Source organism: Agrobacterium sp. RAC06 (genome assembly GCF_001713475.1).
Taxonomy (GTDB): domain Bacteria; phylum Pseudomonadota; class Alphaproteobacteria; order Rhizobiales; family Rhizobiaceae; genus Allorhizobium.
This window is the reverse complement of the sequence record NZ_CP016499.1, coordinates 3,805,181-3,818,909: the sequence shown is the minus strand read 5'-3', so window position 1 is coordinate 3,818,909 and position 13,729 is coordinate 3,805,181. Positions and strand designations below refer to the sequence as shown.

16 protein-coding genes are annotated in these 13,729 nt (G+C 61.9%); 10 read left to right on the top strand and 6 right to left on the bottom strand.

What is annotated here, in order from left to right:
* The first annotated feature begins 16 nt into the window (after positions 1 to 16).
* The 10 genes from bchC (at position 17) to pufC (ending at position 8,934) form a co-directional block, all read left to right on the top strand.
* Positions 17 to 955 (top strand): chlorophyll synthesis pathway protein BchC, encoded by a 939-nt coding sequence (bchC, locus tag BSY240_RS18125; protein WP_069043239.1) that lies wholly within the window; start codon positions 17 to 19, stop codon positions 953 to 955.
* Complete coding sequence (locus BSY240_RS18120; RefSeq protein WP_069043238.1) at positions 952 to 1,959, top strand: chlorophyllide a reductase iron protein subunit X; 1,008 nt, start codon at positions 952 to 954, stop codon at positions 1,957 to 1,959. Before bchC ends, BSY240_RS18120 begins: the two co-directional genes overlap by 4 nt.
* A 15-nt stretch (positions 1,960 to 1,974) precedes the next feature.
* Complete coding sequence (bchY, locus tag BSY240_RS18115; protein ID WP_083229754.1) at positions 1,975 to 3,558, top strand: chlorophyllide a reductase subunit Y; 1,584 nt, start codon at positions 1,975 to 1,977, stop codon at positions 3,556 to 3,558.
* Positions 3,552 to 5,003: a chlorophyllide a reductase subunit Z gene (gene bchZ, locus BSY240_RS18110; protein WP_069043237.1), complete on the top strand. Its 1,452-nt coding sequence runs from the start codon at positions 3,552 to 3,554 to the stop codon at positions 5,001 to 5,003. The genes bchY and bchZ overlap by 7 nt, the downstream gene beginning before the upstream one ends.
* A gap of 44 nt (positions 5,004 to 5,047) precedes the next feature.
* Positions 5,048 to 5,281 (top strand): hypothetical protein, encoded by a 234-nt coding sequence (locus BSY240_RS18105; RefSeq protein WP_054147818.1) that lies wholly within the window; start codon positions 5,048 to 5,050, stop codon positions 5,279 to 5,281.
* 116 nt (positions 5,282 to 5,397) lie between these two features.
* A complete protein-coding gene (gene pufB, locus BSY240_RS18100; RefSeq protein ID WP_006724822.1) occupies positions 5,398 to 5,619 on the top strand; it encodes a light-harvesting antenna LH1, beta subunit in 222 nt (73 codons plus the stop codon).
* 12 nt (positions 5,620 to 5,631) lie between these two features.
* Positions 5,632 to 5,829 (top strand): light-harvesting antenna LH1, alpha subunit, encoded by a 198-nt coding sequence (gene pufA, locus BSY240_RS18095; protein WP_054147817.1) that lies wholly within the window; start codon positions 5,632 to 5,634, stop codon positions 5,827 to 5,829.
* Positions 5,830 to 5,928: 99 nt separating this feature from the next.
* Entirely contained in the window at positions 5,929 to 6,774 is an 846-nt protein-coding gene (pufL, locus tag BSY240_RS18090) for a photosynthetic reaction center subunit L (RefSeq protein WP_054147816.1), read from the top strand.
* A 13-nt stretch (positions 6,775 to 6,787) separates the two neighbouring features.
* Positions 6,788 to 7,753, top strand: coding sequence for a photosynthetic reaction center subunit M (gene pufM, locus BSY240_RS18085; protein WP_069043235.1), 966 nt, complete (start codon positions 6,788 to 6,790; stop codon positions 7,751 to 7,753).
* Positions 7,754 to 7,764: 11 nt separating this feature from the next.
* Entirely contained in the window at positions 7,765 to 8,934 is a 1,170-nt protein-coding gene (gene pufC, locus BSY240_RS18080) for a photosynthetic reaction center cytochrome PufC (RefSeq protein ID WP_054147814.1), read from the top strand.
* Positions 8,935 to 9,109: 175 nt separating this feature from the next.
* Here pufC and idi read toward each other — a convergent pair whose 3' ends face one another.
* The 6 genes from idi to puhC are packed head-to-tail and all read right to left on the bottom strand — an operon-like array spanning position 9,110 to position 13,727.
* On the bottom strand, positions 9,110 to 9,643 hold the full coding sequence (idi, locus tag BSY240_RS18075) for an isopentenyl-diphosphate delta-isomerase (RefSeq protein ID WP_069043234.1): 534 nt from the start codon (positions 9,641 to 9,643) through the stop codon (positions 9,110 to 9,112).
* 54 nt (positions 9,644 to 9,697) lie between these two features.
* Positions 9,698 to 10,915, bottom strand: a complete 1,218-nt coding sequence (hemA, locus tag BSY240_RS18070; RefSeq protein WP_069043233.1) for a 5-aminolevulinate synthase — start codon at positions 10,913 to 10,915, stop codon at positions 9,698 to 9,700.
* Positions 10,915 to 11,814, bottom strand: a complete 900-nt coding sequence (gene puhE, locus BSY240_RS18065; protein ID WP_069043232.1) for a putative photosynthetic complex assembly protein PuhE — start codon at positions 11,812 to 11,814, stop codon at positions 10,915 to 10,917. The genes hemA and puhE overlap by 1 nt, the downstream gene beginning before the upstream one ends.
* Before the next feature lie 10 nt (positions 11,815 to 11,824).
* Complete coding sequence (acsF, locus tag BSY240_RS18060) at positions 11,825 to 12,874, bottom strand: magnesium-protoporphyrin IX monomethyl ester (oxidative) cyclase (protein WP_150127557.1); 1,050 nt, start codon at positions 12,872 to 12,874, stop codon at positions 11,825 to 11,827.
* Between the two features lie 56 nt (positions 12,875 to 12,930).
* Positions 12,931 to 13,236 carry a hypothetical protein gene (locus BSY240_RS18055; RefSeq protein ID WP_082347540.1) on the bottom strand — a complete coding sequence of 102 codons (306 nt, stop codon included), beginning with the start codon at positions 13,234 to 13,236 and terminating at the stop codon, positions 12,931 to 12,933.
* Positions 13,233 to 13,727: a photosynthetic complex assembly protein PuhC gene (puhC, locus tag BSY240_RS18050; RefSeq protein ID WP_054147809.1), complete on the bottom strand. Its 495-nt coding sequence runs from the start codon at positions 13,725 to 13,727 to the stop codon at positions 13,233 to 13,235. Before puhC ends, BSY240_RS18055 begins: the two co-directional genes overlap by 4 nt.
* Between the last annotated feature and the right edge of the window lie 2 nt (positions 13,728 to 13,729).

The following is a 13,729-nucleotide window of genomic DNA, read 5'->3' as shown; positions in this document are numbered from 1 at the left end:
CGGGGAGGGCACGACAATGCGCAGTTCAGCCATCGTCTTTGAAAAACCGGGAATACTCGCCGTCAGGCGATTGGCGCTCCGTGCGCCCGAGGCGTCGGACGTGGTTGTCGAGTCCTGCTTCAGCGGCGTTTCGAGTGGCACAGAGAAGTTGCTCTACGACGGCACCATGCCAGCCTTTCCGGGCATGCGTTATCCACTCGTCCCAGGCTATGAGACGGTTGGCACGGTGGTCGAGGCCGGGCCAGACTCCGGCCGCTCCGTCGGAGATCAGGTCTTCGTCCCGGGCGCCAATTGTTATGAAGATGCTGCCGGACTGTTCGGTGCCAGCGCCGCAAGGCTCGTGGTTCCCGGTGCCCGCACCGTCAAGACCCAATTTGAGAATGCGGAAGAGGCAGCCCTGCTTGCGCTGGCGGCAACCGCACACCACGCCGTCTGTCGGTCGGCACATCCAGCCACACTTGTCATCGGCCATGGCGTCCTCGGCCGCCTGATCGCCCGGATTGTCATGGCAACCGGGCATTCGGCGCCGACCGTCTGGGAGACACGCCTTGCCCGCCGCGATGGAGCGACCGGATATGTCGTCGAGACACCAGAGGCCGCCGGCGACCAGCGTCACGACGCCATCATCGATGCAAGCGGCGATCCCAGCGTTGTCGACAAGGCCATCGCGCGCCTCAACCGGCGCGGAGAACTCGTGCTCGCCGGCTTTTATGGCGAACGGCTCGACTTCGCCTTTCCGGCGGCCTTCATGAAGGAAGCCTCCATCGCCATCTCCGCGGAGTTTACGCCGGCGGATGTCCAGGCGGTGCTCGCCCTTGTCGACTCCGGGCGCCTCTCCTTAGGCGGCCTGATTACCCACCATTCCGACCCATCGAATGCGGCCTCGGCCTATCGGACCGCATTCAAAGACCCCGACTGCCTGAAAATGATCATCGACTGGAGGAATGCCGCATGAGCCTCGACCTCGCACAAGACGGCCTGGAGCGCCTGCAGGAGAACCTTCGTGACGAAGCCGCCATCGAACCCGATGCCCCGGCGACCGGCAAGGTGACCAAGGATACGCAGATCATCGCGATCTACGGCAAGGGTGGCATCGGCAAGAGCTTCACGCTCGCCAATCTCTCCTACATGCTGGCGCAACTCGGCAAGAAGGTCTTGCTGATCGGCTGCGATCCGAAGAGCGACACGACCTCGCTGCTTTTCGGTGGGCGCGCCTGCCCGACCATCATCCAGACAGCCTCGCGCCGCAAGGAAGCTGGTCAGGAAGTCTCGATCTCCGACGTTTGCTTCAAGCGCGACGGCGTCTTTGCCATGGAGCTCGGCGGACCGGAAGTCGGTCGCGGCTGCGGCGGACGCGGCATCATCCATGGCTTCGAAACCCTGGAAAAACTCGGCTTCCATGAATGGGACTTCGATTTCATCCTGCTCGACTTCCTCGGCGACGTGGTCTGCGGCGGCTTCGGCCTGCCGATCGCCCGCGACATGTGCCAGAAGGTCGTCGTCGTCGGCTCCAACGACCTGCAATCGCTCTATGTCGCGAACAATGTCTGCTCTGCGGTGAAATACTTCCGCAATCTCGGCGGCAATGTCGGCGTCGCGGGTCTCGTCATCAACAAGGATGACGGTACGGGTGAAGCCCAAGCCTTTGCGGACGCCGTTGGCATCCCGGTGCTCGCCTCGATCCCGCAGGACGACGACATCAGGCGCAAGAGCGCGAATTATCAGATCATCGGCACGCATGAGAGCCATTGGGGTCCCCTCTTCGAGGCGCTCTCGATCAATCTGGCCGAAGCGCCGCCGATCCTCCCGAAGCCGCTCGACCAGGATGGCCTGCTCGGCCTCTTCGACGCCAGCGAAACAGGCGCCGATTACAAGCTCCAGCCAGCCCTGCCGGAAGACATGTGCGCCACGGGCGCGCTGAAACGGCCGTCGCTGGAAGTCGTCTACGACAACGTATGAGATCGGGTGAACATCATGGATGACCTGCGCAAGGAATTCGAGCTGGACGACGCTGGCGGGATCGCTCCCGTCGGCAACGATGCCGCCGTCCTTGGCGACATGGCGACCGCAGACACAAACGGCATTGGATGCCATGGCGGCGTCGAGCTTTCCAAGGCAGCGGCCCGTGCCGCTGGCCAAGGCGAACTGATGGATCGCTTCGAGGCGGACTATCCCAAGGGCCCTCATGATCAGCCGCAATCTATGTGCCCGGCCTTCGGCTCGCTCCGCGTCGGCCTGCGTATGCGCCGTGTCGCCACGATCCTCTCGGGCTCTGCCTGCTGCGTCTACGGCCTGACCTTCACCTCGCATTTCTACGGCGCGAAGCGCTCCGTCGGCTATGTGCCCTTCTCCTCCGAAACGCTCGTCACCGGCAAACTATACGAGGACATCGTCGAGGCCGTGCACCAGATGGCGGATCCGGAGAAGTTCGACGCCGTCGTCGTCACCAACCTCTGCGTCCCCTCGGCCTCGGGCGTGCCGCTCCGCATGCTGCCACGCGAAATCGACGGCGTCCGCATCGTGGGCATCGACGTCCCCGGCTTTGGTGTCCCGACCCATGCGGAAGCGAAAGACGTGCTGTCAGGCGCGATGCTCGCCTATGCCCGCCAGGAAATCGGCGAAGGCCCGGTCCAGCGTCCGCGTGGTGGCTTGAAGGATCGACCGACCGTCACCCTGCTCGGCGAAATGTTCCCGGTCGATCCAGTTGTGATCGGCGGCATGCTGGAGCCCATGGGCCTTGCTGCCGGCCCGACCGTTCCCGTCCGCGAATGGCGCGAGCTCTATTCTGCTCTCGACTGCGCCGCTGTGGCTGCGATCCATCCCTTCTACACGGCAAGCATCCGCGAATTCCAGGCGGCCGGTCGTCCGATCGTCGGATCGGCCCCTGTGGGTATCGACGGTACCGATGCCTGGCTGAAGGCGATCGGCGACAGCTGCAACGTCCCGGAGGCGAAGACCAATATCAGCCGCAATGCCATGCGCGGCGCAATCAAGGCAGCACTCGCCGAGCACAAGATCAACGGCCGCATCACGCTGTCAGGCTACGAAGGCTCCGAACTGCTGGTCGCACGCCTGCTCGTCGAACTCGGCGCGGACCTGCGCTATGTCGGCACGGCCTGTCCGAAGACGCCTTACAACTCCGAGGACGCCGAATGGCTTTCCGCGCATGGTGTGGAACTGCGCTTCCGCGCATCGCTGGAGCAGGACCTCGCCGCCTTCAATGAGTTCAAGCCGGACCTCGCCATCGGCACGACCCCCGTGGTGCAGAAGGCCAAGGAGAGCGCCACCCCTGCCCTCTACTTCACCAATCTGATCTCTGCCCGGCCACTGATGGGTCCGGCCGGCGTCGCCTCGCTGCCCGCCGTGATCAACGCCGCGATCGGCAACAAGGACCGCTTCCTCGCCATGAACGCCTTCTTTGAAGGCGTAGGCCAGGGCGATGGCGCTGGCATCTGGGAAAACGTGCCCGAAGATCGCAGCGCCTATCGCAAGAAATTCGCCGCCAAGGTCAAGCAGTCCCGCAACGCCGTCGACAATGGGGAGAGTGTCGGATGCTGATCCTCGACCACGACAGAGCCGGCGGATACTGGGGCAGCGTCTATGCCTTCACCGCGATCAAGGGTCTCCAGGTGATCATCGACGGCCCGGTGGGCTGCGAAAACCTGCCGGTCACCTCGGTCCTCCACTACACGGACGCCCTGCCTCCGCACGAGCTGCCGATCGTCGTGTCGGGTCTTTCCGAAGACGAACTTGGTCAACATGGCACGGAAGGTGCGATGAAGCGGGCGCGTCTCGCGCTCGATCCGGACCTGCCGGCCGTCGTCGTTACCGGCTCGATCGCCGAAATGATCGGTGGTGGCGTGACGCCGGAAGGTTCCAACATTGTCCGCTTCCTGCCCCGCACGATCGACGAAGACCAGTGGCAGAGCGCCGACCGAGCCCTGAAATGGCTCTGGACAGAATTCGGCCCCAAGGGCGGCAAGGTGCCCGCACCGCGCAGACGTCCGGAAGGCGCAAAGCCCCGCGTCAACATCATCGGCCCGATCTACGGCACCTACAACATGCCTTCGGACATGGCGGAAATCCGCCGTCTCGTCGAGGGACTGGGCGCCGAAATCAACATGGTCTTCCCATTGGGCAGCCATCTCGAAGACGTCCGCAAGCTCGCCGATGCCGATGCCAATATCTGCCTCTACCGCGAATTCGGCCGCCTGCTCTGTGAAACGCTCGACCGCCCGTATCTGCAGGCACCGATCGGCATCCATTCGACGACGGCCTTCCTGCGCGAACTCGGCGACATGCTCGGCCTCGACCCTGAACCCTTCATTTTGAAGGAAAAGCACACGACGCTGAAGCCGCTCTGGGATCTCTGGCGCTCCGTCACCCAGGACTTCTTTGCAACAGCAAGCTTCGCGATCGTCGCAAACGAGACCTATGTGCGCGGCATCCGCAATTTCCTCGAAGAGGAAATGGGCCTGCCCTGCAACTTCGCGATCTCGCGCAAGGCCGGATCGAAGACCGACAATATCGAGGTTGCGGAACTGACCGCCAAGAAACCGCCGATGATCATGTTCGGCTCGTTCAACGAGCGCATGTACATGGCCGAGCGCGGGGCCCGCGGCAAGTTCGTGCAGCTGTCCTATCCGGGCGCCATCGTGCGCCGCCATCCCGGCACACCTGTCATGGGTTATTCGGGTGCGGCCTGGCTGATCCAGGAAGTCTGCAACGCGCTTTTCGACATGCTGTTCGACATCCTGCCGCGCGCCGGAGAATTGGACGCGATCGAGGCGACGACGGCCCGCCCGCGCACGGAAATGGCCTGGCAATCCGATGCCCAGGCGTCGCTCGAAAAATTCATCGGCAACGAGCCGGTCCTCGTCCGCATCTCGGCCGCCAAGCGGCTGCGGGAAGCAGCGGAACGCGAAGCCCGCCGCGCCGAAAATAACGAAGTTACCCGCGATCATGTCGAAACGGCCGCCCGCCTAGAGGGAGCCTACGCATGAACATCGGAACGAGACCCATCAACGGGACAACTGGAGGCAAAGCCATGGTCACTGCAACCCGATCCGATCAGGACCTGCGTCGACATCGCGACCGCCAGTCCGAGCGCCAGAACATGCGGCGCCTCTACCTGCTCCTCTATCCGCTCTGCCTGTTCGCGGCCGTCGCGTCGCGCATGACCGGCCATGCGGAAGAGGCCGCCGAGCGGCCCGCTCAATCGATCTTCGCCGAGGCTCGCTCCTCGGCCTATGCAGCTGCCGGTTACGCCTTCCACGCGTGACCCGATCCCTTTGCCGGTGTTCTCGACACCGGCAGAAACCCGGCAGGTCTTTTCAAAGACCTCCCGAAACCCCGCCGCGGGGGCGCCGCGGTGTTCGAGACTAGGAGGTGAATTTGATGGCTGAAACATCAAATGTTTCACTTTCGGGTCTGACCGAAAGCGAAGCGCGCGAGGTCCATGGATTCTTCATCCAAGGCTTCATGATATTCACGGCGATTGCCATCGTCGCGCATATCTTGGTCTGGATGTGGCGTCCCTGGATCCCGGGTCCGGAAGGTTACAGCTCTCTCGAGGGCATTAACCAGACGGCTCTCACGCTTCTGCCGATGTTGACCTGAGGAGGACGCGATATGTGGAGAGTCTGGCTTATGTTCGACCCGCGCAAGGCGCTGGTTGCACTGTCTGTATTCCTATTCACGCTAGCGATCCTGATCCACTTCATCCTGCTGAGCACGGACCGCTACAACTGGTTCGAGGGCAAACCCCTCACGACCAGCTCTGTTGAGCAGTCCCACTCTGAAGGCGTGGATTTCCGGCTCATTGGCTGAAGAACCAAGACGGCAGCGGGCGGCACTTCGGTCTCGCCCGCCGCCAAACGGCATGACCCGACAACGCCGCCTGGCTGATCACCTCTGGAGGAAACGAACATGGCGCTGCTGAGTTTTGAACGCAAATATCGCGTACGAGGCGGGACACTGCTCGGGGGCGATCTCTTCGATTTCTGGGTAGGACCCTTCTATGTAGGGTTCTTCGGCGTCACCACGGCATTCTTCGCGATCCTCGGGACTGCACTTCTGGTCTATGGCGCGGCCATCGGTCCGACCTGGAACATCTGGCGGATCTCGATCGCGCCACCCGACCTGTCCTACGGTCTAGCGCTGGCGCCACTCAAGGAAGGCGGCCTCTGGCAGATAGTTACCGTCTGCGCGCTGGGTGCGTTCATATCTTGGGCCCTGCGTGAAGTGGAGATCTGCCGCAAGCTCGGCATGGGCTACCACGTACCCTTCGCCTTCTCCGTCGCGATCTTCGCCTATGCGACGCTCGTCGTTTTCCGTCCGCTGCTGCTCGGCGCCTGGGGACATGGTTTTCCCTACGGCATCTTCAGCCACCTCGACTGGGTTTCGAACGTCGGCTACCAATATCTGCACTTCCATTACAATCCGGCGCACATGATCGCGGTGACCTTCTTCTTCACCACGACGCTGGCGCTCTCCCTGCATGGTGGCCTCATCCTGTCCGCTGCCAATCCAGGTTCATCGATCACCGAAGCCGGAAAGCAGGCAGAGGTGAAGACGCCGGAATACGAAGACACATTCTTCCGCGACATCATCGGCTACTCGATCGGCACGCTGGGCATCCACCGCCTCGGCCTGATCCTGGCGCTGAACGCGGGCTTCTGGAGCGCCGTCTGCATCGTCATCAGCGGACCGTTCTGGAACCAGGGCTGGCCGCAATGGTGGAACTGGTGGCTGACGCTGCCGATCTGGAACTGAGGGGGACCGGACCATGTTCTTAGCGCAATATCAAAACATCATCACGCCGATCCAGGTCAGCGGTCCAGCGGAAGAAGGCATGCCCCTTCCCGCAGGCGACAGCCCGCGCACCGGCAAACCGATCTTCGTCCGCCTGTTCGGTATCATCGGCAATGCCCAGATCGGACCGATCTATCTCGGCTGGCTCGGCACACTGTCGCTGGTCTTCGGCTTGATCGCCTTCGAAATCATCGGCCTCAACATGCTGGCTTCGGTCGGCTGGGATCCGATCCAGTTCGTACGCCAGCTCTTCTGGCTGGGTCTAGAACCGCCGTCTGCACAATACGGCCTGAAGGTCCTGCCGCCGCTCGCGGAAGGTGGCTGGTGGCTGATCGCAGGCTTCTTCCTGACCATGTCGGTCCTTTTGTGGTGGGTGCGCGTCTATCGTCGGGCACGCCAGCTGGAGATGGGGACTCATGTCGCCTGGGCCTTTGCAGCCGCAATCTGGCTGTTCCTGGTGCTCGGTTTCATTCGTCCACTGTTGATGGGCAACTTCTCGGAAGCCGTACCCTTCGGCATCTTCCCGCATCTCGACTGGACGGCTGCTTTCTCGATCCGCTACGGCAACCTCTACTACAATCCGTTCCACTGCCTCTCGATCGTCTTCCTGTATGGCTCGGTACTGCTCTTTGCGATGCATGGCGCGACGATCCTGGCCGTCGGCAAGTATGGTGGTGAACGCGAACTGGAACAGATCACCGATCGCGGCACCGCTTCCGAACGCGCAGCCCTCTTCTGGAGATGGACCATGGGCTTCAACGCCACCATGGAATCTGTCCACCGCTGGGCCTGGTGGTTCGCCATTCTGACCCCGATCACCGGCGGCATCGGCATCCTGCTGACAGGCACCGTTGTCGACAACTGGTACCTTTGGGGCATCAACCACGGGATCGTGTCCCCGCTGCCGGGCTATCCCGGCGTCGTCGACCCGGCGCTTTGAGGAGAACGACGATGAAACTCTGGATTCCCTTCGCCGTCTCCGCCGGTTCATTGCTGACGATCGCAAGCTTCGTCGGCGCCGGTTGGGATGCTCCGCCCGTCGAGAGCGAACAGATCGGCTTTCGCGGCACCGGTATGTATGTCCACCGGGATGTCGAAAAGCAGGAAGCACTGAAGCTTGCGAACGTCGTGCCGCCAGCCCCATGGGAAGCTGACCCCGCGGGCGACAGGGCCGGTGACATCTACGAAAATGTGCAGATCCTCGGCGATCTCTCGGACGACCAGTTCAACCAGTTCATGGCCTCGATCACCGAATGGATCGCGCCTGAAGTGGGTTGCAACTACTGCCACAATCCGGAAAACCTCGCCTCCGACGAGGTTTACCAGAAAGTTGTCTCCCGCCGCATGATCCAGATGACTCAGGCGATCAATGTCGATTGGACTGCCCATGTCGGTCAGGTTGGCGCCACTTGCTACACCTGTCACCGTGGCCAGGCGATCCCTGCCAACTACTGGTACGAGGATCTGGAGCCCAAGCCAGCCGGCGGCATGACCCAGAACCGCGCGGGCCAGAATGTCGTGGCGAAGTTCGCAGGCAATTCGTCCCTGCCACAGAACGTGCTGAAGGACTACCTTCTCGAAGCCGAGCAGATCCGTGTTCATTCGACGACAGCTCTGCCGACCGGCACCAACCTCGCCGGGACGAAGGAAACCGAAGCCACCTGGTCACTGATGATGCACATGTCGGAATCGCTCGGCGTGAACTGCACCACTTGCCACAACTCCAGAGCCTTCAACGCCTGGGATGAAAGCCCGCCGCAGCGCGTCACAGCCTGGCACGGCATCCGCATGACCCGCGACATCAACGCCAACTACATGGTCGGCCTGACGCCGGTCTTCCCGGACACCCGCAAGGGACCGGAAGGCGATGTCTTCAAGGTCGGTTGTGCAACCTGCCATGCTGGTGTGCAGAAGCCGCTCTACGGTGTCTCGATGCTCCAGGACTATGTCGACTCCCTGGCCAAGAAGGGCCCGATCACGGTGCCGGACTTCACGACCTATCAGCCGGGCGTGACCCAACGGATGGCACCGGCGGAGCAGAGCAGTGCACTGCCGATGAAGACAACCTCTCAGACGGCCGCTGCAGTGCTACCGGCCGAGAACCAGACCGCCAGCGATTGACGGCCTCCCAAGGCGGGCCGCATGGGGAAGGGGAGCTCTCGGGCTCCCTTTCCTTTTGCGCGTTTCGCCCGTCTGCTTGTCCCACCACAGCAAACATAGTCAGCATCGGTAACCTTCGGGCTACCGATGCTGACTATGTTTGAGATGAGGAGAGATGGGGGATCGGTGTGGGTTATCAGGCAGCTTCGGCAAAACTCAAGCCCGGAAAGCGCTGCAAGTAGATGCGGAACCAGGGCGTGAAATCCTGCGGACGCTCTAGCACTTCCCGCATCAGGTCACGAGGACCAATCCAGCGGGTCTCTTCGACCTCGCCTTCAACAGGCGCGATCTGCAGGGTACGGCTGTCGACCTGGGCGCTGAACAGCGTCACACGCTCGTGCTCCTTCAGCCCTTGGCCCACATCGGCAGCATATTCCACGGTCTGATGGCGCGTGAGCGGTAAGGTAAAGCCGAGCTCTTCGGTCAGGCGGCGCTCAGCGCAGTCCTCGACCGTTTCGTCCCAATGGGGATGGGTGCAGCAGGTATTCGCCCAGAGTCCGGCGCAGTGATACTTCGTCGATGCACGTTTCTGGATGAGCAACAGGTCACCGTCGAAGACGAAGACGGACACGGCCAGATGCAGCTGTCCGTCGAGATGCGCCTGCATCTTTTCGATCGGATAGAGCGATCCGTCGCCGGCAATCGCCGGAATGTAAATGCTGTCCGTCATCCTGTCCGGCTCCAAACTCCTGGCTGCGCCGTGCCGATACGGCTTTTGTAATCCTCAGGCAACCGCCCTGGCCAATGCACATTTCGACCACAGCGAACAGAGCGCTTCGGCAAGGTGTTCGATATCCGCGTCTGTGTGAAGCGGCGTCGGTGTAATGCGCAGTCTTTCCTTGCCAACGGCGACCGTGGGATAGTTGATCGGCTGGACATAGATGCCGAAGTCGTCGAGCAACACGTCCGAGATCCATTTGCACTTGGCCGCATTGCCGACCATGACGGGCACGATGTGGCTCGGGTTGTGCATGTGCGGGATACCCCGCACGTCGAGCGCCCGCCGGACCTTCGCGACCGTCGCCTGATGCATATGGCGCTCGAAGGGGCTTTCCTTGAGATGGCGGATCGACGCAGTCGCCCCAGCCGCAAGCGCCGGCGGGATCGCGGTGGTGAAGATGAAGCCTGACGCAAACGAGCGAACAAAATCCACCAGCACGGCGGGACCGGTGATGTAGCCGCCCATGACGCCGAAGGCCTTGCCGAGCGTGCCCTCGATGACCGTCAACCGGTCCATGAGGCCTTCGCGCTCAGCCACGCCACCGCCGCGCGGCCCGTACATGCCGACCGCATGCACCTCGTCGAGATAGGTCAGGGCACCGAACTGGTCGGCGACATCGCAGATCTCCTTGATCGGCGAGATATCGCCATTCATCGAGTAGACGCTCTCGAAGGCGACCAGTTTCGGCGCGGCAGGATCGTCCGCTGCCATCAACTCGCGCAGATGCTTGTAGTCATTGTGGCGGAACTGCCGCTTGATGCAGCGGGAATGACGGATGCCTTCGATCATCGAGGCGTGATTGAGCGAGTCCGAATAGCAGATGATGCCGGGGATCTTTGCGAGCAGCGTGCCGAGCGCTGCCCAGTTGGACACGTAACCTGATGTGAAGATCAGCGCGCCTTCCTTGCCATGCAGGTCCGCCAGCTCCTGCTCGAGCAGGACATGATAATGATTGGTACCGGAGATGTTGCGCGTGCCGCCGGCACCGGCGCCGCACTTACGCACAACCTCGATCATCCGTTCCGTCACGAGCGGGTTCTGGCCCATGCCGAGATAATCGTTCGAGCACCAGACGGTGACGTCGCGGGCCGTCCCGTCACCATGGTGAAACACGGCTTTCGGAAAGGCCGAGCAGTGACGCTCAAGATCCGCGAACACGCGGTAATTGCCGGCAGTATGCAGGCCGGCAAGCGCCTCTTCCATGTGCTGGAAAACAGTCATCAGTCTTTCCTCTTCCCGATCGTGTCTTTTGCAATTGCTGTCCAGGAGGTGTGCGGCACGGACACCGGCCCACCCTCCTTGAGTGCGGAAACGCCTTCCGCCGCAGGGCGGATGGCAAGATTGGCCCGATCCTGGCGCGCCATCGCCCAGCGCCAGAGCGCCGTGTCCGAGACGGGAAGGACGAGAACCAGATGCTCAACGATGGCAAGCGCCATGAAGGTGGCGAGCAATGTGTGTCCGACCACCGAATGCGCATGTGTCGCGCGGTTGGCACCGACGACGAGGACGGCAAAGATGCCGGCCGCGATCGCCAGAAAGATCGGAAACAGCGGCGTCATCCGGTCGGTCTTGAAATAGCTTTTGAGATGGCGGATGCCCTTCGGCATCAGCTCGCTGACGGCATGCGGCGCGCCGAGGAAGATCACCAGCTTGGCAGAGATCCGCATACCCCAGAGCAGACCGAAGGCGGCGAGCCCGAAGAGATTGGCCGATCCCTCGAGCGTTAACCACAAGGCAATCGCGGTCACCAGAATGGCGATCTCGTGATCGCTGACTGCCTCCCAGGCCGCCCGGAATCGGCTGAAGCCGGTCAGCCCTGGCGGGCACTCACCCGTCCGTCGTCCTGTCAGTAGCCCTGTCAGGAAAGCAGCCTCGTGCCAAGCCCAGACGAGCAGCGCTCCGAAGAAGCCGACATAGGAGCCGAGCACCGTCGGCTCCTGTGCGCCCCAGAGCATCAGCCCGAAACCGAATGCGCCGATCACGGTCATCAGCCCCATCAGAACAAGGCCCCTGCCCCGCGGCCCGTCGGATCGGTTGACCATGGCGAGCACCAGCCCGGTCGAAAGCCACCATACGGAGATGGCGACCAGAACGACAGCGAGCGGGTGCGTGAAGGTCATGGCAATCTCCTCACCAGACCGGCTGCAGGCGGGACGTCGCCGGGATGGCGTTCGACTTGGTCGGGATCGCATACATCCGGACGAAATTGACCGCTGCGGCCGCCGACCAGAAACCCTTGGCGATCTTGCCCGAGAGGCCACCCTTTGCGTCAGCCGCCATGACCTTGCGGTTGATCCGCTCCATCCGGCGGAAGCCTTCATGCAGGGCCGGATTGTCGAGATCGAGCACGAGCGGGAAGCACTGGCGCGAGATCTCGCTCGTCAGCCGGAAGACCTTCATGTCGTAGTCGTCGATATCGACGCCGAGACCCTTGTGGAAGGCCGGCCGCATGTGGTCGCGCACATACATGGTAGCGAAGACGGCAAGCAGGAAGAACTTGATCCAGTACTTGTTCATGCCCTCCATCAGCCGCTTGTCGGAGCGGATGATCAGCGAGAAAGCCTCGCCATGGGAGAATTCGTCATTGCACCATTCACGGAACCACTTGAAAATCGGGTGGAAGCGCTTGTCCGGATGCTTTTCGAGATGCCGGTAGATGGTGATGTAGCGGGCATAGCCGATCTTCTCGGAGAGATAGGTCGCATAGTAGATGAACTTCGGCTTGAAGAAGGTGTACTTCTTCGCCTTTGCCAGAAAGCCCATGTTCACGCCGATGCCGAATTCCTTCAGCGCATCATTGATGAAGCCGGCATGGCGCGACTCGTCGCGGCTCATATAGCCGAAGAGCTCGCAGATCTCCTGGTTCTTGCCGCGTCGCTTCATCTCCTTGTAGAGCACGCAGCCGGAAAATTCCGAGGTGAGCGAGGAAACCAGGAAATCGATGAACTCCTCGCGAAGATCGTCCGGCAGGGCGTCGATGTCGATATCGTCCCACTGTTCGTTGCGCTTGAAGTGCCCGCGGTTCGGATCGCTCTTCATCTGCGCGATCAGCACGTCCCATTCGGCGCGCACCGGCTCAACATTGATCTTGTCCATCTCCTCGAAATCGGTGGTGTAGAAGCGCGGTGTCAGCATCGTGGAGACGAGAGCGCTGCGGGTCGTGTCGCTGACCCCGGCCATGCGTTCTTCGACGGTCGGCTCGTGATCGGCAAGATCAACAGGCGAAACATGGTTGTTCATGACAGTGCCCTCTCCGTGAAGCTGAATTCGCACAATTCCATCATGTCGAGATCCCCGGTTGCGCGGGTCCAGGCCCGCTCCAGGAAACCCGCCCGGGTGATGGTCGCCTTGCGGCGGAAATTCTGGCAGGAGCCATAGGGGATGGAGACCGGTGCGCCATGCACCTGCACTTCGTCACCGGGATGGACCACCACGCCGTTGTCGAACCGTAAGTGCGCACCGAGCGCCTCGAAGGTGTTGTTGATCTCAACGGTACAATCGACCGTCTCCTTCCGTCGCATCAAGGCAAAGACCGGGTTCATTGGTTTTCTCCTCCCTGTGAGCCCAGAAGGGCTTCAAATGCAGCCACGTTGTCCGGGCCGAATGCATCGAGATAGATTCGCTCGCCGGTGCCCGTATCAGACAGGCTCAGTCCGCCCGCATCCCACTTGATCAGTCGGTATGGCGTATCGAACGGTACCTTGGAGACCTGGCGCATGCGCTCGAATGCACGCAAGGAGCCTGGCACAAAGCCACCGGCCTGTGGCGCATAGCTTGCAATCTCCTGGCCAGTCGCAGCGTCTCTCACCACGACGAAATCTGAAGTGGTGCGGGTGATGGTGAGATCGCGGATGGCGATCGGTGCAGCCTGCTGCTGCTTGACGAGCCCGATCCCTGTGGTTGTTCCGAAAAGGATTGCGCCTGCCGTAAAAGCAAGGAGACCGACAAGACCAAGAAACACGCCGCGAGGCACACGATTGGGCGTCTTGCCCTTGCGGTCCGCCCAGTAACCGAGATGCGAGGCCGATCCCATCA

What these genes read in the sequence shown, in the direction of transcription:
- pufB (WP_006724822.1), top strand. Translation starts at nt 5,398, where the DNA reads ATGGCTGAAACATCAAATGTTTCACTTTCGGGTCTGACCGAAAGCGAA.
- pufL (WP_054147816.1), top strand. Translation starts at nt 5,929, where the DNA reads ATGGCGCTGCTGAGTTTTGAACGCAAATATCGCGTACGAGGCGGGACA.
- BSY240_RS18105 (WP_054147818.1), top strand. Translation starts at nt 5,048, where the DNA reads ATGGTCACTGCAACCCGATCCGATCAGGACCTGCGTCGACATCGCGAC.
- BSY240_RS18055 (WP_082347540.1), bottom strand. Translation starts at nt 13,236, where the DNA reads ATGAACCCGGTCTTTGCCTTGATGCGACGGAAGGAGACGGTCGATTGT.
- puhC (WP_054147809.1), bottom strand. Translation starts at nt 13,727, where the DNA reads ATGGGATCGGCCTCGCATCTCGGTTACTGGGCGGACCGCAAGGGCAAG.
- puhE (WP_069043232.1), bottom strand. Translation starts at nt 11,814, where the DNA reads ATGACCTTCACGCACCCGCTCGCTGTCGTTCTGGTCGCCATCTCCGTA.
- pufM (WP_069043235.1), top strand. Translation starts at nt 6,788, where the DNA reads ATGTTCTTAGCGCAATATCAAAACATCATCACGCCGATCCAGGTCAGC.
- pufA (WP_054147817.1), top strand. Translation starts at nt 5,632, where the DNA reads ATGTGGAGAGTCTGGCTTATGTTCGACCCGCGCAAGGCGCTGGTTGCA.
- bchZ (WP_069043237.1), top strand. Translation starts at nt 3,552, where the DNA reads ATGCTGATCCTCGACCACGACAGAGCCGGCGGATACTGGGGCAGCGTC.
- idi (WP_069043234.1), bottom strand. Translation starts at nt 9,643, where the DNA reads ATGACGGACAGCATTTACATTCCGGCGATTGCCGGCGACGGATCGCTC.
- acsF (WP_150127557.1), bottom strand. Translation starts at nt 12,874, where the DNA reads ATGGCCGGGGTCAGCGACACGACCCGCAGCGCTCTCGTCTCCACGATG.
- bchC (WP_069043239.1), top strand. Translation starts at nt 17, where the DNA reads ATGCGCAGTTCAGCCATCGTCTTTGAAAAACCGGGAATACTCGCCGTC.
- pufC (WP_054147814.1), top strand. Translation starts at nt 7,765, where the DNA reads ATGAAACTCTGGATTCCCTTCGCCGTCTCCGCCGGTTCATTGCTGACG.
- bchY (WP_083229754.1), top strand. Translation starts at nt 1,975, where the DNA reads ATGGATGACCTGCGCAAGGAATTCGAGCTGGACGACGCTGGCGGGATC.
- hemA (WP_069043233.1), bottom strand. Translation starts at nt 10,915, where the DNA reads ATGACTGTTTTCCAGCACATGGAAGAGGCGCTTGCCGGCCTGCATACT.
- BSY240_RS18120 (WP_069043238.1), top strand. Translation starts at nt 952, where the DNA reads ATGAGCCTCGACCTCGCACAAGACGGCCTGGAGCGCCTGCAGGAGAAC.